Origin of the sequence: Marisediminicola senii (assembly GCF_011057645.1) — a bacterium.
Classification (GTDB): Bacteria; Actinomycetota; Actinomycetes; order Actinomycetales; family Microbacteriaceae; genus Marisediminicola; species Marisediminicola senii.
On sequence record NZ_JAALGE010000002.1, the window covers coordinates 128468 to 149978 of the forward strand.

At 69.0% G+C, this 21511-nt stretch carries 21 protein-coding genes; 11 read left to right on the forward strand and 10 right to left on the reverse strand.

Annotated elements, in window-relative coordinates; translation table 11 throughout:
• The first annotated feature begins 84 nt into the window (after positions 1–84).
• A complete protein-coding gene (locus tag G5S38_RS02245) occupies positions 85–1107 on the forward strand; it encodes an endonuclease/exonuclease/phosphatase family protein (RefSeq protein ID WP_165063760.1) in 1023 nt (340 codons plus the stop codon).
• A 42-nt stretch (positions 1108–1149) separates the two neighbouring features.
• The gene (locus G5S38_RS02250) at positions 1150–2766 is read left to right on the forward strand and encodes an aminopeptidase P family protein (protein WP_165063763.1); all 1617 of its coding nucleotides are present in this window, start codon (positions 1150–1152) and stop codon (positions 2764–2766) included.
• 45 nt (positions 2767–2811) lie between these two features.
• Here G5S38_RS02250 and G5S38_RS02255 read toward each other — a convergent pair whose 3' ends face one another.
• Positions 2812–3303 (reverse strand): general stress protein, encoded by a 492-nt coding sequence (locus tag G5S38_RS02255; RefSeq protein WP_165063936.1) that lies wholly within the window; start codon positions 3301–3303, stop codon positions 2812–2814.
• Between the two features lie 43 nt (positions 3304–3346).
• On the opposite strand from G5S38_RS02255, the gene G5S38_RS02260 reads away from it, so the two are divergent.
• The 4 genes from G5S38_RS02260 to G5S38_RS02275 all read left to right on the forward strand — a co-directional run bounded on the left by G5S38_RS02260 (position 3347) and on the right by G5S38_RS02275 (position 7765).
• Complete coding sequence (locus tag G5S38_RS02260) at positions 3347–4705, forward strand: magnesium transporter MgtE N-terminal domain-containing protein (RefSeq protein WP_165063765.1); 1359 nt, start codon at positions 3347–3349, stop codon at positions 4703–4705.
• A complete protein-coding gene (locus tag G5S38_RS02265; RefSeq protein WP_165063767.1) occupies positions 4692–5273 on the forward strand; it encodes a DUF1003 domain-containing protein in 582 nt (193 codons plus the stop codon). Before G5S38_RS02260 ends, G5S38_RS02265 begins: the two co-directional genes overlap by 14 nt.
• Complete coding sequence (locus tag G5S38_RS02270) at positions 5266–6477, forward strand: Mrp/NBP35 family ATP-binding protein (RefSeq protein WP_165063769.1); 1212 nt, start codon at positions 5266–5268, stop codon at positions 6475–6477. The genes G5S38_RS02265 and G5S38_RS02270 overlap by 8 nt, the downstream gene beginning before the upstream one ends.
• Before the next feature lie 370 nt (positions 6478–6847).
• Positions 6848–7765, forward strand: a complete 918-nt coding sequence (locus G5S38_RS02275) for a LysR family transcriptional regulator (protein ID WP_165063771.1) — start codon at positions 6848–6850, stop codon at positions 7763–7765.
• Positions 7766–7791: 26 nt separating this feature from the next.
• Here the strand turns inward: G5S38_RS02275 and G5S38_RS02280 are convergent, their stop codons facing one another.
• Positions 7792–8163 carry a Sec-independent protein translocase family protein gene (locus tag G5S38_RS02280; RefSeq protein ID WP_165063773.1) on the reverse strand — a complete coding sequence of 124 codons (372 nt, stop codon included), beginning with the start codon at positions 8161–8163 and terminating at the stop codon, positions 7792–7794.
• A gap of 66 nt (positions 8164–8229) precedes the next feature.
• Here G5S38_RS02280 and G5S38_RS02285 point away from each other — a divergent pair, with 66 nt between their 5' ends.
• Complete coding sequence (locus G5S38_RS02285; protein ID WP_235928856.1) at positions 8230–8862, forward strand: O-methyltransferase; 633 nt, start codon at positions 8230–8232, stop codon at positions 8860–8862.
• A 130-nt stretch (positions 8863–8992) separates the two neighbouring features.
• Here the strand turns inward: G5S38_RS02285 and G5S38_RS02290 are convergent, their stop codons facing one another.
• Positions 8993–9169: a DUF3117 domain-containing protein gene (locus G5S38_RS02290; protein WP_165063777.1), complete on the reverse strand. Its 177-nt coding sequence runs from the start codon at positions 9167–9169 to the stop codon at positions 8993–8995.
• 98 nt (positions 9170–9267) lie between these two features.
• On the reverse strand, positions 9268–10383 hold the full coding sequence (gene dapE, locus G5S38_RS02295; RefSeq protein ID WP_165063779.1) for a succinyl-diaminopimelate desuccinylase: 1116 nt from the start codon (positions 10381–10383) through the stop codon (positions 9268–9270).
• A gap of 39 nt (positions 10384–10422) precedes the next feature.
• Here dapE and dapD point away from each other — a divergent pair, with 39 nt between their 5' ends.
• Positions 10423–11367 carry a 2,3,4,5-tetrahydropyridine-2,6-dicarboxylate N-succinyltransferase gene (dapD, locus tag G5S38_RS02300; protein WP_165063781.1) on the forward strand — a complete coding sequence of 315 codons (945 nt, stop codon included), beginning with the start codon at positions 10423–10425 and terminating at the stop codon, positions 11365–11367.
• Positions 11368–11373: 6 nt separating this feature from the next.
• On the opposite strand, the gene G5S38_RS02305 is transcribed toward dapD, so the two are convergent.
• The 4 genes from G5S38_RS02305 to G5S38_RS02320 all read right to left on the reverse strand — a co-directional run bounded on the left by G5S38_RS02305 (position 11374) and on the right by G5S38_RS02320 (position 15403).
• A complete protein-coding gene (locus tag G5S38_RS02305) occupies positions 11374–12672 on the reverse strand; it encodes a citrate synthase (protein ID WP_165063783.1) in 1299 nt (432 codons plus the stop codon).
• 81 nt (positions 12673–12753) lie between these two features.
• Positions 12754–13866, reverse strand: coding sequence for a succinyldiaminopimelate transaminase (dapC, locus tag G5S38_RS02310; RefSeq protein WP_165063785.1), 1113 nt, complete (start codon positions 13864–13866; stop codon positions 12754–12756).
• Positions 13863–14201: a ferredoxin gene (fdxA, locus tag G5S38_RS02315; protein WP_165063787.1), complete on the reverse strand. Its 339-nt coding sequence runs from the start codon at positions 14199–14201 to the stop codon at positions 13863–13865. Before fdxA ends, dapC begins: the two co-directional genes overlap by 4 nt.
• The gene (locus G5S38_RS02320; protein ID WP_165063789.1) at positions 14198–15403 is read right to left on the reverse strand and encodes a PIG-L family deacetylase; all 1206 of its coding nucleotides are present in this window, start codon (positions 15401–15403) and stop codon (positions 14198–14200) included. The genes fdxA and G5S38_RS02320 overlap by 4 nt, the downstream gene beginning before the upstream one ends.
• A 132-nt stretch (positions 15404–15535) precedes the next feature.
• Between G5S38_RS02320 and efeU the strand changes: the two genes are divergently transcribed.
• The 3 genes from efeU to efeB are packed head-to-tail and all read left to right on the forward strand — an operon-like array spanning position 15536 to position 18956.
• Positions 15536–16462, forward strand: coding sequence for an iron uptake transporter permease EfeU (gene efeU / locus G5S38_RS02325; RefSeq protein WP_165063791.1), 927 nt, complete (start codon positions 15536–15538; stop codon positions 16460–16462).
• Complete coding sequence (gene efeO, locus G5S38_RS02330; protein ID WP_165063793.1) at positions 16459–17637, forward strand: iron uptake system protein EfeO; 1179 nt, start codon at positions 16459–16461, stop codon at positions 17635–17637. The genes efeU and efeO overlap by 4 nt, the downstream gene beginning before the upstream one ends.
• Positions 17637–18956, forward strand: a complete 1320-nt coding sequence (gene efeB, locus G5S38_RS02335; protein ID WP_165063795.1) for an iron uptake transporter deferrochelatase/peroxidase subunit — start codon at positions 17637–17639, stop codon at positions 18954–18956. Before efeO ends, efeB begins: the two co-directional genes overlap by 1 nt.
• Positions 18957–18987: 31 nt before the next feature.
• Here efeB and G5S38_RS02340 read toward each other — a convergent pair whose 3' ends face one another.
• Entirely contained in the window at positions 18988–19461 is a 474-nt protein-coding gene (locus G5S38_RS02340; protein WP_165063797.1) for a hypothetical protein, read from the reverse strand.
• Positions 19458–21377, reverse strand: coding sequence for a translational GTPase TypA (typA, locus tag G5S38_RS02345; protein WP_165063799.1), 1920 nt, complete (start codon positions 21375–21377; stop codon positions 19458–19460). Before typA ends, G5S38_RS02340 begins: the two co-directional genes overlap by 4 nt.
• Between the last annotated feature and the right edge of the window lie 134 nt (positions 21378–21511).

The following is a 21511-nucleotide window of genomic DNA, read 5'->3' on the forward strand; positions in this document are numbered from 1 at the left end:
TGTCATCGTATGCCGACGCTCCTGACTGCCCGACCGCGGCGCGTGCGCGGTCATGGCTCCGGCCACCGATAGGCTGAAAATCCCATGGTCAGACGCATCCTCGCCGCAGCCCTCGTGCTCATCGCGGCGGCGATGCTTCTCCTCGCCGCGTGGCCGCAGCTCGTCGGTGCGCAGATGCTGCCCGTCGTCGCGCAGGTGGTGTCGCTGCGGGCGATCGCCGGCGGTATCGCGGTGGTGCTGCTCGTCGTGATCTTCCTCCTCGCGGTGATGGCCCGGCCGTTCCGCAGGCTGGGTGCATCGTTCGCCGTGATGCTGCTCGCCTTCATCGCGGTCACCGGCGCAGTCCTCGCCACGCGCGGGTTCGGCGACAACACCGGGAACGCCGCGGGCGATGCGCCGGACGACGGCATCACGGTGCTGGCCTGGAACACCCTCGGCGACGAACCTGGATCCCGGGTCATCGCCGACCTCGCCCTCGAACAGGCGGCCGACGTTCTCTCCCTGCCCGAGACCACCGAAGCGGTCGCCATCGAGGTCGCGACCATCATGCGCGACGCGGGGCGCCCGATGTGGGTGCACCACGTGGCGTTCGACGACGTCTCGAAGGCGCGTTCCACCTCGATCCTCACCAGCTCAGACCTCGGCATGTACTCCGTGGACGACACGCGCGGCAACACCTCGGTCGTGCCGTCGGTCATCATCACGCCGGACGACGGCACGGGCCCCACCTTCATCGCCGCCCACCCGGTCGCCCCGATCATCGGGTACATGGACGACTGGTCGAGCGACCTCCGCTGGATGGCCGAGGCGTGCGTCGGCGAAGACGTCATCCTGGCCGGCGACCTCAATTCGACGATCGACCACTACCGCGGGCTCAGCACCGAGCCGACCACTCACTTGGGCGATTGCGTGGATGCCGCGGCCGCGACTGGCGACGCCGCCGTCGGCACCTGGCCCACCGGTCTCCCCGCCCTCCTCGGCTCCCCCATCGATCACGTGATGGCCACCGAGAACTGGCAGGCCACGTCGTTCTCGGTGATCCGCGACCTGGACGAGGCGGGGAGCGACCACCGCCCGATCGTCGCGCACCTCGTTCCCGCGGGCTGAGTCACTCCCGGCAGGCTTCCCGGCCGGTGAGAGAATGGGGGAATGGCTGACACAACCGAGACCACTCCCCCGCGCGCGACGGCGAATCGATCGACGACGCCCGCATCCGACGTGTTCTCCGACTTCATCAGCAGCAACTGGGCAGAGCGCGACGAGGTGACTCCGGCTCCCCGTGAACAGGCGTCGTACGCTGCCGCCCGGCGCGAGAGGATCAGCCGGCTGCATCCAGGACGCACCCTGGTTTTTCCGGCCGGGGACCCCAAGGTGCGGTCGAACGACACCGACTACCCGTATCGTGCGCATTCCGCTTTCGCGCACCTCACCGGGTGGGGCAGCGACACCGTGCCCGGCAGCGTGCTCGTGCTCACGCCGACTCCTGGTGGGACGGTCGCCGGGGAGACTCCCGCAGACGAGCCGACCGCGGGCGGGCACACCGCCGTGCTGTACTTTCGCGAGGGTGCCGGTCGCGATTCCGACGAGTTCTACGCGAACTCCGATATCGGGGAGTTCTGGACGGGGCCGCGCCCCTCGCCTGCCCACGTGACTGCGGACCTCGGCATCGAGACGCGCAGCCTGAGTGAACTCGCGGCGGTGCTCGATGGCCTGGATGCCAATGCGCTCGTGGTGCGGGGAGCCGATCGCGAGATCGCCGACGCGGTCGACGCCACGCGCACGCTGCTCGAGGCTGGCAGCGCCGGCGACACCCCCAGCGCTCCCACCGATGCCAGCGTGGCGGGCGCGGGCGCCGCTGATCCCGGTGACACCGCCGACGCGGCGGACTCCGCGGCGGACGAGCACACCGACGACTCCCTGGCTCGGGACGCGAGCGAACTCCGCCTGGTCAAGGACGACTTCGAAATCGCCGAGATGCGCGCGGCCGTCGCTGCGACGGCGCAGGGATTCGACGACGTGATCGCCGACCTGCCCGCGATCGTCGCCCACCCTCGTGGTGAGCGCCTCGTCGAGGGCACCTTCTACCGGCGGGCGCGAGCCGAGGGCAATACCGTCGGGTACGACACGATCGCGGCTTCCGGTCCGCACGCGTGCATCCTGCACTGGACCCGTAACGACGGGCCCGTGGTGCCAGGTGACCTCATCCTGCTCGACGCCGGCATCGAGCTCGACAGCTACTACACCGCTGACATCACCCGCACCTTCCCCATCTCGGGAACGTTCACCGATGTGCAGCGCCGCGTGTACGAGGCGGTGCTGGAAGCTGCGGATGCCGCGTTCCGCATCGTTCGTCCTGGTATCCGGTTTCGCGAGATCCACCAGGCGGCGATGGCAGTCATCGCGGAGCGAACCGCCGAGTGGGGACTGCTCCCCGTGAGCGCCGAGGAGTCGCTGCGGCCGGAGAACCAGTTCCACCGGCGCTACATGGTGCATGGAACCAGCCACCACCTCGGGATCGACGTGCACGATTGTGCCCAGGCGCGGCGCGAGTTGTACCTCGACGGCGTGCTCGAGGCCGGCATGGTCTTCACCATCGAACCGGGCCTGTACTTCCAGCCCGACGACCTGAGCGTGCCGGAGGAGTACCGCGGCCTCGGCGTGCGTATCGAGGACGACATCCTGGTGACGGAGACCGGGGCAGAGAACCTGTCGGTGCACATTCCGCGGACCGCCGATGCGGTCGAAGCGTGGCTTGCTGGGCGGTAGCAGCGACCGCGGTCGGCTAGGCAGCGGGCGGTCTCCTCGAGCCGGTCAGCCCTTCGGCAGTGGCCGGTCCATCAGTTCCTGCGCCCGCACGGTCAGGTTCGGGTCGACGATCACCTCGTACGCACTGGCCATCACCTGGTTCACCGAGGTGAAGTCGCGGCGACGACGATTGAGGGCGTAGGAGACGATCGCGAACGCCATACCGAAGCCGGCTCCGATGAGAACCGCCGCTCCGACGAACACGAACGACGCCGGCTCGGTCGAGAAGAGGAACAGCACGAGGCCGAAGAACAGTCCGATCCAGGCACCGCTGAGGGCACCCGCGCCAGCCGCCTTGGCCCAGGTGAGCTTGCCCGTGACCCGCTCGACGGACTTCAGTCCGCTCCCCACGATCGAGACCTGCTTGACCGGGAACTCGGCCTTCGCCAGGTGGTCCACGACAGCCTGCGCCTCGAGGTAGGTCTCGTAGCTGCCGAGCACGTCCCCGCGGGGAAGGCTGGGAGAAACGGGTGAACGTCGGGCGAAGGGGCTGGGCATGGTCACCAAATCATTGTCCCATCGACCAGATATGGTTTTACCCGTGAGTGCCGCGAGAGTCTTCGTCGCCCGGCTCGCCGGGTGCTCCGTTTTCGACCCCGCTGGCGACAAGGTCGGGCGGGTGCGCGACGTCATCGTGGTGTACCGCAACGCGCAGCCACCCCGCGTCGTGGGGCTCGTGGTGGAGGTCCCGGGCAAGCGCCGTGTGTTCCTCTCCATCGGCCGCGTGACGAGCATCGGTTCCGGCCAGATCATCACCACCGGCATGATCAACCTCCGCCGCTTCGAGCAGCGCGGTGGAGAACTGCGCCTCATCGCCGAGATGCTCGGCCGTCGCATGAAATTCGTCGACGGTTCCGGAACCGCCATCGTCGAGGACATCTCGATCGAAGAGCGCGAACCCAGTGAATGGGAGATCACCGAGCTCTTCCTCCGTCGCCCGAAAACCAGCGCGTCACCGTTCGCGAAGGGCCAGACGACGTTCGCCAAGTGGTCGGAGGTGCGCGACACGACCGTCACCGGCGAATCGCAGTCCGCCACCCAGTTGCTCGCGACCTACGAAGAGCTGCTGCCGGCCGACCTCGCCAACGCCCTGCTCGACCTGCCTGAGCAGCGCATGATCGAGGTCGCGGAGGAACTCTCCGACGACCGCCTCGCCGACGCGCTCGAGGAGATGCCCGAGACCGACCAGGTCGGCATCCTCAACCAGCTCGGCGACGACCGGGCAGCGAACGTCCTCGACCAGATGCAGCCGGATGACGCGGCCGACCTCATCGCCCAGCTGAGCGACGAGCGCGGCGAGGTGCTCCTCGACCTCATGCAGCCCGAAGAGGCCGAAGACGTGCGCATGCTGCTCGCCTACGCGCCGGACACCGCCGGTGGGCTCATGACCACAGAGCCCATCATCGTCAGCGCCGACGCGACCGTCGCCGAGGGACTCGCGCTCATCCGGCGCCACGAGCTCGCCCCGGCCCTGGGTGCCGCGGTCTGCGTCACCCTTCCTCCGTACGAGCCGCCCACCGGCCGCTTCCTCGGCATGGTCCACTTCCAGCGCATGCTGCGCTACCCGCCGAACGAGCGTCTGGGTACGCTGCTCGACCGCAACCTCGAGCCCGTGCGCGCCGACGCGTCGGCGGCCGAGGTCTCGCGCATCCTCGCGAGCTACAACCTCGTGTCGGTCCCCGTCGTCGATGTGAACCAGCGACTCGTCGGAGTGGTCACCATCGACGACGTGCTCGACTACCTGCTGCCCGACGACTGGCGAAGTACCGACAACGATGAACCCGTGCTGCCGCCGCGGGCACGCGCGCGGCAGTACACCTCGACGGAGACCACCCCGATCGCCGTCGGGACCCCACCACCGAACCGCAGCCCGAGGAGGTCGAACAATGGCACGAGCTAACCGCCTCGAGAACCGGCTCGACTCCCCCAAGGGCCTGCGCACCGGCCTCGGCCGCTCGGGGCAGCGACAGAGCCGCGACCGCTTCGGCCGGTTCACCGAGGGCGTCGCCCGCGCGATGGGCACGCCATGGTTCCTGCTCGGGCTCACCGTGTTCTGCATCATCTGGGTGGTCTACAACTCGTACGTTCCCGTCGACTGGCGGTTCGACTCCGCCGCCCTCGGTTTCACGGCGCTCACGCTCATCCTGTCGCTGCAGGCGTCGTATGCTGCCCCGCTCATCCTGCTCGCCCAGAACCGGCAGGACGACCGCGACCGCGTGCAGTTCGAGCAGGACCGCCAACGCGCCGAGCGCAACCTCAACGACACCGAGTACCTCGCCCGTGAGGTCGTAGCCTTGCGGCTCGCGATGAAAGACGTGGCGAGCAAGGACTTCATCCGTGCCGAGCTCAGGTCGCTGCTCGCCGACCTCGACGAACAGCACGTCGAACAGCGCGCCGAGCAGCAGGCGGAGCAGCAGGCCGACCGCGCGGAACGCGACGCCCGCGAGCGAAGCACCGCGCGTGACTGACGGCAACCAGCCCCCAACCACCCCGCCGCCCGCAGGCCAGCCCGCCCGGGAGCAGCCCGCCGCACAGCAGCCCGCAGCGTCCCCCCTCAAGGACAGCGTCCTCACCGCCCTCACCAGGGTCATCGACCCGGAGATCCGCAAGCCGATCACCGAGCTCGACATGGTCGAATCGGTCGCGGTGGACGCGGCGGGGCGCGCCACCGTCGTCGTGCGCCTGACGATCGTCGGATGCCCGGCGTCAGACCGCATCGAGCGCGATGTGACGGATGCCGCGGCATCCGTCACCGGCATCACCGCAGCCGACGTGCGGCTCACCGTCATGACGCCCGAGCAGCGCGCGGCCCTCACCGACAAGCTCCGCGGCGGTCGCGAGAAGAGCATGCAGTTCGGCCCCTACTCGCTCACCACGATCTACGCGATCTCGAGCGGCAAGGGCGGCGTCGGCAAGTCGACGCTCACCGCCAACCTCGCGGTGTCGCTCGCCGCCCGAGGGCTGGCCGTCGGGCTGATCGACGCCGACGTGTTCGGGTTCTCTATCCCCGGCATCCTGGGCATCGCGAACGCGAAGCCGACCCAGATCGACGGCATGATCCTGCCGCCGGTCGCGCACGGCGTGAAGGTCATCTCGATCGGCATGTTCCTGCCCGAGACGACCGACGGCTCCGCGACCGCCGTGTCGTGGCGCGGCCCGATGCTGCACCGCACCATCCAGCAGTTCCTCACCGACGTCTACTTCGGCGACCTCGACGTGCTGCTCATCGACCTTCCCCCCGGCACCGGGGACGTCGCCATCTCACTCGGCCAGCTGCTGCCACAGGCCCAGGTCATCGTCGTCACGACCCCGCAACCAGCCGCCGCCGACGTCGCGGGGCGATCCGGCGCCGTTGCGCGCCAGACCGGCCAGCGCGTGATCGGCGTGATCGAGAACATGGCCGGACTGCCGCAGCCCGACGGAACGGTGCTCGAACTGTTCGGCTCGGGAGGCGGCGCCCTGGTGGCGAGGCAGCTCTCCATCGGGCATGAGGCCGTGCCGGTGCTGGCGTCGATTCCCCTCAGCGTCGCGTTGCGCGCGGGCGGCGATGGCGGGGTGCCCGTGGTGGTGTCCGACCCGATGGATGCCGCATCCATCGCCATCACCGCCGTCGCGGGTGGCCTCGGTCGACGCGGTCTCGTGGGCAGGCCCCTCGGCTTCAGCGTCCGCTGAGACGCACCGCGCCAACGCGAGCACCCCGAACGCGAGCACCCCGAACACGACGAAGCCGCGCACACCCATCGGGCGTGCGCGGCTTCTGCGTCGGGGGGAGGGGCGGCCTCAGCCGCGGGGGCCTAGTAGACCGGGCGGGTCGGGATCGCGCGGTAGCCGTCGCGGAGGGTCATCGAGATCGTGCCGGCGATGCTGGCGAGGCCAATGATGCTGAGAATGCTGAGGGTGATGATGGCGAACATGATTGACCTTTCTGACTCCGGGTGACAGGAACACTGTTTCGGGAGTGATGGATGATTGGTTCCATTCCACACCTCGTGAGCGTGAAGGACAATCGAATCTTTCTTGGCCCACGATGTAGTGTTCCTACATGGACGTGCGCCGACTCGAACTGCTCAGGGAGCTCTCCGAACGCGGCAGCATCACCGCCGTCGCACGGGCGACGCAGCGCACCGCGTCGGCCGTGTCGCAGCAGCTCAAGGTGCTCGAACGCGAGGCCGGAGTGCCGCTCACCGAGCGCTCGGGGCGCGGCGTCATCCTCACCGGAGCGGGCCGCGCCCTCGCACGGACCGCGACCGATGTCGCCGTCGCCCTCGAGCGCGCCGACGCCCTGTGGGAGAACTTCAAGCACGCACCCCAGGGCGAGGTGACGCTCACGACCTTCCCCACCGCCGGCCAGATGCTGCTCCCCGGCCTGCTCACCGTCGTCGACGAGCTGCCGGGCCTGACACTGATCTGCAGCGACCAGGATCCCCTGCTGCCCGACTTCGCCGACCTCACCCCGAACTTCGACATCGTGGTCGCCGACTCCCCCGGCACGCTGCCGTCGTGGCGGGAACGCGGCCTCGCCGTCGTGCCCCTGATGCAGGAGCCGATGGACGTCGGCCTCCCCGAGGGGCACCGGCTGGCGAAGAAGAACACCCTGCACGCGAGCGACCTGGTCGACGAGGTCTGGCTGGGCACGCCGGACGGATACCCGTACGACCGCATCCTGCGCGAGATCGAGGTGACCAACGGGTCGCCGGCCCGCATCGGGCAGCGGTTCCTCGACAACGGCATCATCGAGGCGCTGGTCGCGGCCGGGCACGGCATCGCGGTGCTGCCGCGCTACACGACGACGGTGGGCAACGGCCTCATCACGCGCCCGCTCAGCGGCATCAGGGCCACCCGCCAGATCTCGGCGCTACTGCGACCCGACCGCGCCGAGCGTCCCTCCGTGCGCCGGGTGGTCGACGAATTGCGCACCGAGGCACAGCGCGTGCAGGCCGAGCACGATGCGACGCCGTGACCGGCCGCTGGAGCCCCGAGAACCGCTCAGGTGGACTCGGTGTCGTACGGGGTCGGTTTCGCCTCCCGCAGCAGCCGCTGGCGCTTCGCGTATGCCGACTCGACGACGGGACGGGGCATGGATGCCGCCGCCGGCGTCACCTCCGGCTCGTCGAGCAACGCCTCCCGGATGATGCGGCGCGGGTCGTACTGGCGGGGGTCGAGTTTCTTCCAGTCCACCTCGTCGAACTCGGGACCCATCTCGTCGCGCATGCGATCCTTGGCACCGTCGGCCATCGTGCGCACGGTCTTGACGAGCTTCGCGAGCTGGGCCGCGTAATGCGGGAGGCGGTCGGGTCCGAGCAGGAACACGGCGAGTATGCCCAGAATGAGAAGCTTGTCCATCGTGAGCCCGAACATGCAATCAGACTAATCCCGAAACCCCGAACGCCAGCCATACGCTGGAGCCAACCGAGGAGCAGCACAGTGTCTATCAATGAAACCAACTGGCGATATGCCGACGACTTCGTCACCGAGAGCGAGCACATCGCCGCCGCCAGGTCGCAGTCCGTCGAGCTCGGCATCGACGCGGTCTCCCCCGCGGTCGGCGCGCAGATCGCCGTCGTGGCTGCAGCGACCGACGCGACGAGCATCATCGAGATCGGCACCGGCGTGGGTGTGAGCGGGTTGTGGATGCTCACCGGCGCGGTGCGGGCGCACCTGACATCCATCGATATCGAGGCCGAGCACCAGCTCGAGGCACGCAAGCGGTTCACCGAGGCGGGCATCGCCGCAAACCGCATCAGGCTGATCACCGGTCGCGCGCTCGACGTGCTTCCGCGCATGAACGAGCGCTCGTACGACATCGTGCTGGTCGACGCCGACGCCGGGAAGGTCATCGAGTACGTCGAGCACGGCCTGCGGCTGGTGCGAGCCGGTGGCACCGTGCTGGTGACCCACGCCCTGTGGAAGGGACGGGTCGCCGACCCGGTGCAGCGCGATGACACGACGGTCGGATACCGCACCCTCCTCAAGGAGATCGCGGGATCCGACGCCGTGATCAGCGCGCTGTCACCGGTCGGCGACGGCCTGCTGCAGCTCACCAAGCGCGGTGACTGAACGCACGGCCGAAGGGCCCGGCAGCAGTCGATCCTGCCGGTAGTGCTGGGCCTGCCATGGGTTCTGGCCTGCCGGTGGTGCTGGGAAGAAGGCGATGCTTGCCGAAGCAGCGGCTTCTGTGGTGCTGCTGTTAAGAGGCGGCAGCGACGACCCCGGCGAGAGCGTCGTGCAGCTCTTTCGCCTCGGCGTCGTTGACGGAGACGACGAGTCGTCCCCCACCTTCGAGCGGAACACGCACGATGATGAGGCGTCCCTCCTTAACAGCCTCCATTGGTCCGTCTCCGGTCCTCGGCTTCATGGCTGCCATGATGGATCCCCTTTCGTGGAATTACATCCATTATCCTGCATATTTGCGCGATGTGAAAACGAGTGTCTTTCACACGTATTGCAGTTGCAACCGATTCGTCACGATGCGGGGGCGGCGGAGAGCCAGTCCCGCAGTCCGCGTTCGCACTCGGTGATCTGCTCGACGGCGACCCGCTCGTCATCGGCGTGCGCCTTGAGCGGGTCTCCCGGCCCGTAGTTCACGGCGGGGGTTCCGAGGGCGGAGAAGCGCGCGACATCCGTCCAGCCGTACTTCGGCTTGGCGTCGGCCCCGACGGCGGCGAGGAACTCCTGCGCGAGCGGGTCGGTAAGGCCGGGGCGCGCACCTTCGGCCAGGTCGACCAGGTCGACCTGGAACCCCGCGAACACCTCGCGTACGTGCGCCTCGGCCTCGGCCCCCGAGCGGCTCGGCGCGAACCGGTAGTTGACGTGCACCATGCACTCGTCGGGAATGACGTTGCCCGCCACTCCCCCGGTGATGCCGACCGCGTTGAGCCCCTCGCGGTAGACCAGGCCGTCGACGTCGACGTCGCGGGGCTCGTAGGCGGCAAGCGCCGCAAGGATGGGCGCCGCGTCGTGGATCGCGTTGTGGCCGACCCAGGCGCGGGCGGAGTGGGCGCGCTGGCCGAACGTGCGCACCTCGACGCGCAGGTTGCCGTTGCAACCGCCCTCGACCTGGGAGCCCGTCGGCTCGCCGAGGATGGCGAAGTCGCCGGCGAGCAGGTCGGGGCGGTTTCTCGCGAGGCGCGCCAGGCCGTTCTGAGCCTCGGACACCTCCTCGTGGTCGTACCAGATCCAGGTCACGTCGACGGTCGGCGCGGTGAGCTCGACGGCGAGCTTGAGCTGCACGGCGACGCCCGCCTTCATGTCGACGGTGCCGCGGCCCCACAGGTATTCGACGCCGTCGATGGTCTCGAACCGGGTGGGCAGGTTGTCGTTCAGCGGCACGGTGTCGATGTGCCCGGCGATCACGACACGCTTCGCCCTGCCCAGGGTGGTACTCGCCACGATGGCGTCGCCGTCGCGCAGCACGGTGAGGTGCTCCGCCCCCTCGAGGCTCAGCATGATCGCGTCGGCGATGGTGCCCTCGTTGCCGGACACCGACTCGATGTCGCAGAGCTGCTGGGTCAGGGCGATCGATGAGGCGCTGAGGTCGAGCACGGGAACGGGCAGGGTCTGGTCGGCTATGGGCATCATGCGAGTTTATCGCCGACCCGCACTGGGTAGCCTTGAGCCATGACGGAACGCGCTGCCTGGGGCTTTGGACTCATCACCACTTCGACCGACGGCACGGTGCTCGACACCTGGTTCCCGTCGCCGGCGCTCGGCTCAGTGCCGGCCGGCCGGGAGCGCCACATCGTGCCGTCCGAGCTCGAACCGTTCGTCGGCGACGACCCGAAGCGCGGCGTGCGCGTCGACTTCATCACCGTCGAGATCGATCTGGATGCCGCTCCCGCGTCGACCCCGGACGCCTACCTGCGACTGCACCTGCTGAGCCACCTGCTCGTGCAGCCCAACAGCATCGCGCTCGACGGCATCTTCGGGCACCTGCCCGTCGTCGCCTGGACGACCGCGGGGCCGATGCATCCATCGGACTTCGCCAGCGCCCGCCCCCGGCTGCAGCGCGAGGGCATCTCGATCACCGGCCTCGACAAGTTCCCGCGCCTGCTCGACTACGTGACCCCGGAGCGCGTGCGCATCGCCGACGCCTCCAGGGTGCGCCTCGGCGCCTACCTGTCGCCCGGCACCACGGTGATGCACGAGGGATTCGTCAACTTCAACGCGGGGACCCTGGGCGCATCGATGGTCGAGGGCCGCATCTCGCAGGGCGTCGTGGTCGGCGACGGCTCCGACATCGGCGGCGGAGCGTCGATCATGGGGACGCTGAGCGGCGGCGGCACCCAGCGCGTGTCGGTGGGCGCGCGCGCCCTGCTCGGCGCGAACTCCGGCATCGGCATCTCGATCGGCGACGACAGCGTCGTCGAGGCAGGGCTCTACGTCACGGCGGGAACCAAGGTGTCGGTGATCGGCGCCGCCGCGGACGGCGCCCAATCGGTCAAGGCCGTGCAGCTCAGCGGCGTGCCCGGGTTGCTGTTCCGCCGCAACTCCGCCACCGGCGCCGTCGAGGCGCTGTCCCGCTCTGGCCGGGGCGTGCAGCTGAACACGGCGCTGCACGCGTAGGTACGGCTAGCGGGTCGGCCACTCCCTGGCCGGCTCGCCGATGTAGAGCTGCTGCGGGCGACCGATCTTCGTCGCGCCGTCCTGGGTCATCTCGCGCCAGTGCGCGATCCAGCCGGGCAGGCGCCCGATCGCGAACAGCACGGTGAACATGCGCGACGGGAAGCCCATCGCCTTGTAGATGACGCCGGTGTAGAAATCGACGTTCGGGTACAGGCGGCGTTCCATGAAGTAGTCGTCGGCGAGCGCGACGGCTTCGAGCTCCTTGGCGATGTCGAGAAGGTCGTCCTGCACGCCGAGGGCGGCGAGTACCTCGTCGGCGCTCTCCTTGACGAGCTTGGCGCGGGGGTCGAAGTTCTTGTAGACACGGTGCCCGAAGCCCATCAGCTTGACGCCCTGCTCCTTGTTCTTGACGCGCTGCACGAACTTGTCGACGCCTTCGCCCGACTCCTTGATGCCCGCGAGCATGGTGAGCACGGCCTCGTTGGCTCCACCGTGCAGCGGGCCGTAGAGGGCGTTGATGCCGGCGCTGATCGACGAGAACATGTTGGCCTGCGTCGAGCCGACGAGGCGGACGGTCGACGTGGATGCGTTCTGCTCGTGGTCCTCGTGCAGGATGAGCAGCCGGTCGAGCGCCTTGGAGACGACGGGGTTGACCTCGTATGGCTCGGCCATGACCCCGAAGTTGAGCTTGAGGAAGTTGTCGACGAAGCTCAGCGAGTTGTCGGGGTAGAGGAACGCCTGGCCGAGGCTCTTCTTGTGCGCGTATGCGGCGATGACCGGGAGCTTCGCGAGCATGCGGATCGTGGTGATTTCCACCTGCTCGGGGTCGTGCACGTCGAGGGAGTCCTCGTGGTAGGTCGACAGGGCGGAGACGGCGCTGGACAGCATCGACATCGGGTGCGCACTGTGCGGGAGGGCGTCGAAGAACCTCTTGAGGTCTTCGTGCAGCAGGGTGTGGCGGCGGATCTTCTCGTCGAACTCGCCGAGCTGGTCGGCGGTCGGCACGTCACCGTAGATGAGGAGGTATGCGGTCTCGAGGTAGGTCGAGTTCTTGGCGACGTCTTCGATGGCGTAGCCGCGGTAGCGCAGGATGCCCTTGTCGCCGTCGATGTAGGTGATCGCACTCTTCGTCGACGCGGTATTCACGAAGCCCTGGTCGAGGGTCGTGTATCCCGTCTGCTTGGTCAGCGTGGAGATGTCGATACTCGACGCCCCGTCTGTGCTGCGGAGGATGGGGAACTCGGCGGACCCACCGGGATAGGTGAGTGTGGCCTTGTCGTCGGGTGTCGTGGCGTCATCGTTCACGCGTACAGCCTAAATGGCAGTCGCGCCCAGCCGTGACATCCGGCGGTTCACCGCCGATGTCGCGCGAACCCGGCCGCCAAGTCAGGCGAACGAGGCCGCGCGGAGGCGCTTCGCGGCCTCGCCGACCCGCTCGTCGGTGGCGGTGACCGCCAGCCGGACGTGGCGCTCCCCCGCCGGCCCGTAGAACGACCCGGGGGCCGCGAGGATGCCGAGGTCCGCGAGCGCGGTGATGGTGCTCCAGCTGTCGTCGCCCCTGGTGACCCAGAGGTAGAGTCCCGCCTCGCTGTGGTCGATGCGGAACCCGGCCGCGAGGAGCGCGTCGTGCAGTACCGTGCGGCGCGCGCGGTAGCGGTCTCGCTGCTGCGTCACGTGCTCGTCGTCGCCGAGGGCGACCAGCATCGCCGCCTGCACGGGATCGGGGGTGATGAGCCCGAGGTGCTTGCGGATCGCCACGAGGCCACTGACGGTGTCGCGGCATCCAGCGATGAAGCCGGCGCGGTACCCGGCCAGATTGGACTGCTTGCTGAGGGAGTACACCGCGAGCACGCCGGAGGTGTCGCCGCCCGTGACCGCGGGATCGAGGATGCTGGGAGTCGGGCTGCCCGCCCACGGGGCGTCCCAGGCGAGCTCCGCGTAGCACTCGTCGCCCGCGATGACGGCGCCGAGCTCGCGCGCCCGGTCGACCGCGGCGCGCAACTCATCGACGCCGAGCACGCGTCCGTCGGGATTGCCGGGACTGTTGACCCAGACCAGGCGGGTGTTCTCCGGCCACTCGGCAGGGTCGTCGCTCGCGACGACGGTCGCGCCGACCAGGGCAGCCCCGATCGCGTAGGTCGGGTATGCGGTGCGCGGCACCACGACGACGTCGCCCGCGCCGATACCGAGCCAGAGCGGCAGGCCGGCGACGAGCTCCTTCGAGCCGATCGTGGGCATCACCTGGTCGACGGTGAGGCCGGCGACGCCGCGACGGCGGTCGAACCAGTGCGCGATGGCCTCGCGCAGTGGAACGGAGCCGATGACCTGCGGGTAGGAGTGCGCATCGGTCGCCGCCGAGAGGGCGTCACGGATGAGCGCGGGCGTCGGGTCTACCGGCGATCCGACGGAGAGGTCGACGATGCCGTCAGGGTGCGCGCGTGCCCGCTTCGCGAAGGGAACGAGGGCGTCCCACGGAAAGTCGGGAAGGGAGAGCGTCACACCGAGTGTTCGGCGCCGACGGTCTGCGGGGGAAGGGCCTCGATGATCGGGTGGTCCTTGTGGATGACCCCGACCTTCGCGGCGCCGCCCGGGGAGCCGACCTCGTCGAAGAACTCGACGTTGGCCTTGTAATACTCGGCCCACTGGTCGGGCACGTCGTCTTCGTAGTAGATGGCCTCGACGGGGCACACGGGCTCGCACGCGCCGCAGTCGACGCACTCGTCGGGGTGGATGTAGAGCATCCGGTCACCCTCGTAGATGCAGTCGACGGGGCATTCGTCGATGCACGCCCGATCCTTGAGATCGACACACGGAAGAGCGATGACGTAGGTCACGGTGCGGTGGTTCCCTTCGATGCAGACGAAGTCTTCATCGTACCCTCCGCTGGCTGGACGGCTTTCGGCCACGCCAGCGCGAGGAACGCGATGCCGACCGACCCGTACAGCCAGACGTAGCCGAGGGTCGACTGCGGAATGAGCACCGATCCGCCCGCGCTCTCGAGCGAGAGGATGCCGACGGCGGCGAGCAGCCCGACCGTCGCCGCGCCCGGCAGTAGGCGCCCGTCGGTGAGCACGCGCAGCCCGACGACGAGGGCGGCGACGGTGAACAGCGCACCGATGACGCCGAGAGGCACCGCGACGCCGAGGTCGACGCGCACCTGGTGTACGACGGTTCCGAGCGCGCCGATGGCGAGGCCGGCGACGAGCGAGAGTGCGATGGCGACTGCCGCGGAGCCCGGGCCCGGTGGTGGTGGGGTGGATGCCGCATCCATCGTCTCGTCGATGAGCCGGAACCTCTCGACGCTCGCAATCGGCGCGACCTGGCCACCGGACATGACCATCGTGTCGCCGTCGACGGTCAGCTGGCTGCGGTGGGCGCGCAGGGCGAGGATCTTGCGGTCGAGCACCGGGGTCACGTCGACCTCGTACTCGACGAGGTCCACGCCGGGACGGTCGACGCCATCGGGGCTCTCGTAGCCGCCAGAGCCGTCTGGGCCGCCGAGGTCGTCGGGTTCGATGGCGAAGAACGGCACGTCCATGACGCGCGCGGCCGTTCGGGCGGCATTGTGGGCCGCGATGTGGTCGGGGTGGCCGTAGCCGCCGTAGGCGTTGTAGCTCACGACGGCGGTCGCGCCGGTCGCGGCGATGACGGTGGCGACATCGGCGGCGACCTCCCCGCTGTCGGCCGCGGCGAGCGAGTCGGCCTGGAGCGACGGCGGTGCCTCGGCGCCGTACTCGCCCCACACCATTCCGGAGTCGCGGTAGCGGCGGGGCTCGCGGCCCGCCATGCGCGCACTCGGCTCGCCGAGGAAGCGGTGGTCTGTCACGCCGAGCGCCCGCATGGCGGCGGCGAGCTCGACCTCGCGGTGCGCGGCGAGGGCATCTTGCCGCTCGACGAGGTGCTGCAGGTCGGCCGGGACGACCTCGCCGCATTCCCCGCGCGTGCAGGTGAGCACCGTCACGCCGGAGCGCTCGTCGACCAGTGTCGCGATGGTCCCGCCCGACGAGATGGTCTCGTCGTCGGGGTGCGCGTGCACGAACAGGACGTGCCCGGATGCCGGGAGGTTCTCGGCCCTCCGTGGGCTCTCAGTGGACAGGACGCACGCCCGGGCCTAGAGTCGGCGTTTGTAAGGTTAGGCTAACCATAGTTCAACTCCTGAAAGACGCCGGTGCTCGCAAACTTCCTGATCGGCCTCCGCGAAGGCCTCGAGGCCGCGCTGGTGGTCGGCGTACTGATCGCGTACGTGAGGCGAATCGGCCGTCACGACGTCATCCAGCGTATCTGGCTCGGTGTCGGCCTCGCTGTCGCGGTGTCGCTCAGCCTCGGCGCGGTACTCACCTTCGGCGCGTACGGCCTGAGCTTCGAGGCGCAGGAGCTGATCGGCGGGGCACTGTCGCTGGTCGCTGCCGCGTTCGTGACCTGGATGATCTTCTGGATGCTGCGCACGGCGCGGGACCTGAGCGGCCAGCTCCGATCGCACGTGAACCGCCACCTGGACGGCAGCGGATGGGGACTCGTCCTCGTGGCGTTCTTCGCCGTCGGCCGCGAGGGAATCGAAACTGCACTCTTCATCTGGGCGGCCGTGCAGGCCACCGGGGAGACGACGTTCCCGCTGCTGGGGGCGGCGGGCGGCATCGGCGTCGCCGTGGTGCTCGGCTACCTGATCTATCGCGGGACGCTCCGCATCGACCTCACGCGCTTCTTCACCTGGACGGGCGCGTTCCTCATCGTGGTCGCGGCCGGCGTGGTCTCCTACGGCGTCCACGACCTGCAGGAGGCCGGCGTGCTGCCGGGGCTGCGCGCCCTCGCGTTCGACGTCAGCGGCATCATCCCGCCGTCGAGCTGGTACGGCACGCTGCTCAAGGGCACCGTCAACTTCTCGCCGGCGACGACGTGGCTCGAAGCCATCGCGTGGGCCTGCTACGTCGTGCCCGTGCTGACGGTGTTCATCGTGACCGCGCGGCGGCAGCGTGCACGACCGCGCACGGCGGCGCCTGCGGGGGCTGCCGTCGCGGACACCGCTGCCGCGGCATCCACCCCACCATCCAGCACTGCGGATCGCGCAGCAGCGCCAGCACAGGGAGCATCCTCATGACCGCACCGACTATACGATTCGGCCTTTCCGCCCTGACGGCGATCGCGGTCGCCGTCGCGCTCGCCGGATGCGTCGCAAACAGCCAGCGGGCGGATGCTGCGGCACTCTCGGTCGAGAGCACAGCCGACGACTGCGTCCTCTCCTCCACGAGCGCACCCAGCGGAACCGTCGCATTCGACGTCACCAACAGCACGGACATCGCCACCGAGTTCTACCTGCTCGCCGACGACGGCCTGCGCATCGTCGGCGAGGTGGAGAACATCGCACCGGGCGCCCCCCGCACCCTCACCCTCGCGTTGCAGCCCGGGGAGTACTTCACCGTGTGCAAGCCGGGCATGATCGGTGACGGCGTCGGTCGTGCCGCATTCACGGTCACCGATTCCGGCTCCACCGTCGAACCGACCGGTGACGAGGCCCAGCGACTGGACGCCGCAGCAGCCAACTACGTCGCCTACGTCAAGGACCAGGTCGCGCAGCTCGTGCCGGCCACCCGGGCCTTCCTCGACGCATACCGCGCCGGCGACGACGACACAGCGCGGTCGCTCTACGCCACGTCGCGGGCCTACTACGAACGCATCGAACCGGTTGCCGAGTCGTTCGGCGACCTCGACCCGTCGATCGACTTCCGCGAGGCGGACGTCGCCGAGGGCGACGAGTGGACCGGCTGGCACCGCATCGAGAAGGACCTGTGGCCGCCGGCGGATTCCGGGTACGTGGCCCTCACCGCCGACGAGCGTTCCTACTTTTCCGACCTGCTGACCACCGACACGCAGGCGCTCTTCGATGCCGTGTACGCCACGGACTACTCGGTGACCATCGACGCGATCAGCAACGGCGCCATCGGACTGCTCGACGAGGTCGCCTCCGGCAAGATCACCGGAGAAGAGGAGATCTGGTCGCACACCGACCTCTGGGACTTCCAGGGCAACCTCGAGGGCGCGCGCGTCGCCTACGAGGGTGTCAGGGACATCGTCGAGCCGGGCGACCCCGAACTCGTCGGGACCCTCGACGCGGAGTTCGCGGAGCTCGAGGCGCAGCTGGCCACGTTCGGCAGCCTCGAGTCGGGATTCACCTACTACGACGACCTGACGACGGACCAGGTGAAGGGGCTCGCGGACGGCGTCAACGCGCTCGCGGAACCCCTCTCCCGGCTGACCGCCGCACTGGTGGACTGATGGCTGCGGACGAGGCACCCGGCGCAGAACGTCTCACCGCGACACCGTCGGCGAACGAGCAGCCCGGGCTTTCCCGTCGCCGTCTGCTCGGGCTCGTCGGCGCCGGTGCGGTGGGCGCGGGGGTCGGCATCGCCGCGGACCGGGCCGTGCTCGCTGCGGGTGCGGCGATGACGTCGGGGGCGGCATCCAGTTACCCGTTCTACGGAACGCACCAGTCGGGCATCGTCACCGCGGCCCAGGACCGCCTGCACTTCGCGAGCTTCGACGTGGGAGACATTAGCCGCGACGAGCTCATCTACCTGCTCAGGGACTGGACCGTCGCCGCAGCCCAACTGACGCGCGGCCTCGATGCCGGGGACGGAGGCGCGGTCGGCGGCGCATACGACGCACCACCCTCTGACACGGGCGAGGCCATCGGACTGCCTCCCGCGGGGCTGACGATCACGGTCGGCTTCGGGCCCGGCCTGTTCCAGTCGGCGGACGGGCGGGACCGCTTCGGCCTGGCATCCCGTCGCCCGGAGGAGCTGATCGATCTGCCGCACTTCTCCGGGGACGCGCTGGTCGAGTCGCAGACCGGCGGGGATCTCTGCATTCAGGCCTGTAGCGACGACCCCCAGGTCGCCGTGCACGCGGTTCGCAACCTGTCTCGAATCGCTTTCGGTCGCGCATCCATCCGCTGGTCGCAGCTGGGATTCGGGCGCACGTCGTCGACGACCCGTGGGCAGGTGACCTCGCGCAACCTGTTCGGGTTCAAGGATGGAACGGCCAATGTGAAGGCCGAGGACACCGCGCTCGTGAACGACCACGTGTGGGCATCGGCCGCACAGTCGCAGCCCTGGATGGCCGGTGGCTCGTTTCTGGTCGCCCGCAAGATCCGCATGACCATCGAAACCTGGGACCGCGCGTCCCTCCGCGAGCAGGAAAGGGTCATCGGCCGCACGAAGGGCGATGGGGCGCCACTCACCGGCGGTGACGAATTCGCGGGACTCGACCTTGACCGCACCACCGGAGACGGGATACCGCTCATCGACGAGGCCGCGCACGTTCGACTCGCGCACCCCGACAGCACGGGAGGAGCAGTGCTGTTGCGCCGGGGATACAACTTCGTCGACGGCAACGACGACCTCGGGCGGCTCAGCGCCGGACTGTTCTTCCTCTGCTACCAGAGCGACCCGCGAACCCAGTTCGTACCGGTGCAGGCGAACCTCGCGGCGAATGACGCGATGAACGAATATGTGCGGCACATCGGGTCGGCGATCTTCGCCGTGCCGCCCGGCGCCTCGGAGGGCAGCTACCTGGGCGCTCCGCTGTTCGCGTGATGCCCCGACGCGGCTTCGTGGATGCTGCGGCTCAGGCCGCGGGGGTCACGACGTAGGTCGCGGTGACGACGTCGTCGGAGCCCGTGGTGACGGTGAGGATCACGGTGTACCGGTCGGAGGTGAAGGTGCCGAATCCGCTGGTCTCGTCGGCGTTCACCGCCGAGCCCTCGAACCCCGCCCCTTCGAGCGCGGTCTGCGCTGCGGCGAATTCGCCGGCGTTCGCCAGGGTTGTGCGCACGACCCAGCCGGTCGCGTCCGTCCCGGCCCCGCCGCCCGCGACGGTGCCGGTGAGCGGCACGGCGTCGGTCGGGAAGCCGTTCGGTACGTTGCCGTCGGTGGAGACGCCCGCGCCGCCGAGTACGTCGGTGACGGCGTCATCCACCCCGCCCCGCACCTCGTCGACGACACCGCCGACCACGTTGTCTGCCACGCTGCACCCGGCGAGGGTCGTCATTCCGCCGAGGAGCAGCGCCGCGGACAGCGCCATCCGGACCCTTCGGGTCATGCGTTCTGCTTCTTGAGGCGGGAGGTCGACCGCGCCCGGGCGTTGGCATCGAGCTCGACCTTGCGGATGCGCACCACCTCGGGGGTGACCTCGACGCATTCGTCGTCGCGCGCGAACTCGAGGCACTCCTCGAGCGTGAGACGACGCGATGGCGTCATGCGCTCGAAGGTGTCGGAGGTCGACTGGCGCATGTTGGTGAGCTGCTTCTCCTTGGTGATGTTGACGTCCATGTCGTCTGCGCGTGAGTTCTCGCCGACGACCATGCCCTCGTAGACCTCCTGGGTGGGCTCGACGAAGAACGTCATGCGCTCCTGGAGGTTGACGATCGCGAACGGGGTGACAACGCCGGAGCGGTCGGCGACGATGGACCCGTTGGTGCGGGTGACGATCTCGCCGGCCCAGGGCTCGTAGCCGTGCGAGATCGCGTTGGCGATACCGGTGCCCTTGGTGATGGTGAGGAATTCGGTGCGGAAGCCGATGAGGCCACGCGACGGCACGAGGAACTCCATGCGCACCCAGCCGGTGCCGTGGTTGCTCATGTTCTCCATGCGACCCTTGCGGGCGGCCAGCAGCTGCGTGATCGCGCCGAGGTACTCCTCGGGGGCGTCGGTGGTGAGCTGCTCGAACGGCTCGTGCACCTTGCCGTCGACGCGCTTGGTGACCACCTGGGGCTTGCCGACGGTCAGCTCGTAGCCCTCGCGACGCATCTGCTCGACGAGGATGGCGAGGGCAAGCTCGCCACGGCCCTGGATCTCCCACGCGGCGGGGTTGCCGATGTCGACGAGCTTGATCGAGACGTTACCGATCAGCTCGCGGTCGAGGCGGTCCTTGACCATGCGCGCGGTGAGCTTGTGGCCCTTGACCTTGCCGACGAGCGGCGAGGTGTTGGTTCCGATGGTCATCGAGATGGCCGGGTCGTCGACCGTGATCGTCGGCAGCGGCCGAACGTCTTCTGGGTCGGCGAGGGTCTCACCGATGGTGATGTCCTCGATGCCAGCGACGGCGACGATGTCGCCGGGGCCCGCGGATTCGGTCGGAAAGCGGGTCAGCGCCTTGGTCTTGAGCAGCTCGGTGATCTTGACGGTCTGCACGCTGCCGTCGTGGCGGACCCATGCGACCTGCTGGCCCTTGCGGATCTCGCCGTGGAAGACACGGAGCAGGGCGAGGCGGCCGAGGAACGGCGAGGCGTCGAGGTTGGTGACGTGGGCCTGCAGGGGGTGCTCATCGTCGTAGACGGGGGCGGGCACATGGGTGAGGATCGCGTCGAACAGCGGCTCGAGGTCGTCGTTGTCCGGCAGGGTGCCGTTCTCGGGCTTGTTGTCGCTCGCGGCACCATTGCGGCCGGAGGCGTAGACGACGGGAACGTCGAGCACGGCGTCGAGGTCGAGGTCGGGCATATCGTCTGCCATGTCGCTGGCGAGGCCGAGGAGGAGGTCCTGGCTCTCGGCGACGACCTCGTCGATGCGCGCGTCGGGACGGTCGGTCTTGTTGACCAGCAGGATGACGGGCAGCTTGGCTTCGAGTGCCTTGCGCAGCACGAAGCGGGTCTGCGGAAGCGGGCCCTCACTGGCGTCGACGAGGAGCACGACACCGTCGACCATGGACAGGCCGCGTTCGACCTCTCCGCCGAAGTCGGCGTGGCCGGGGGTGTCGATCACGTTGATGGTGATCGGTCCGCCTGCGCCGTGCTCCGAGGCGTGCTTGCCGTTGTAGGAGATCGCGGTGTTCTTCGCGAGGATCGTGATGCCCTTTTCGCGCTCGAGGTCGTTCGAGTCCATCATGCGGTCTTCGCCCTCGAAGTGGGCGTCGAAGGAGTTGGTCTGCTTCAGCATCGCGTCGACGAGGGTGGTCTTGCCGTGGTCGACGTGGGCGACGATAGCGACGTTGCGCAGGTCTTTGCGGGTGGCAATGGCCATTGTGTTTGTGTCCTTGGTTACTGGGCACCGTCTCGGGCGTCTGGCAGCCTCGATCGGATGATGCGCGAGGAGGCATGACCAACACCCAGCGGGCGCTGGAGTGGGAGTCTCTGGGATCCGCAGGATCACGTCGG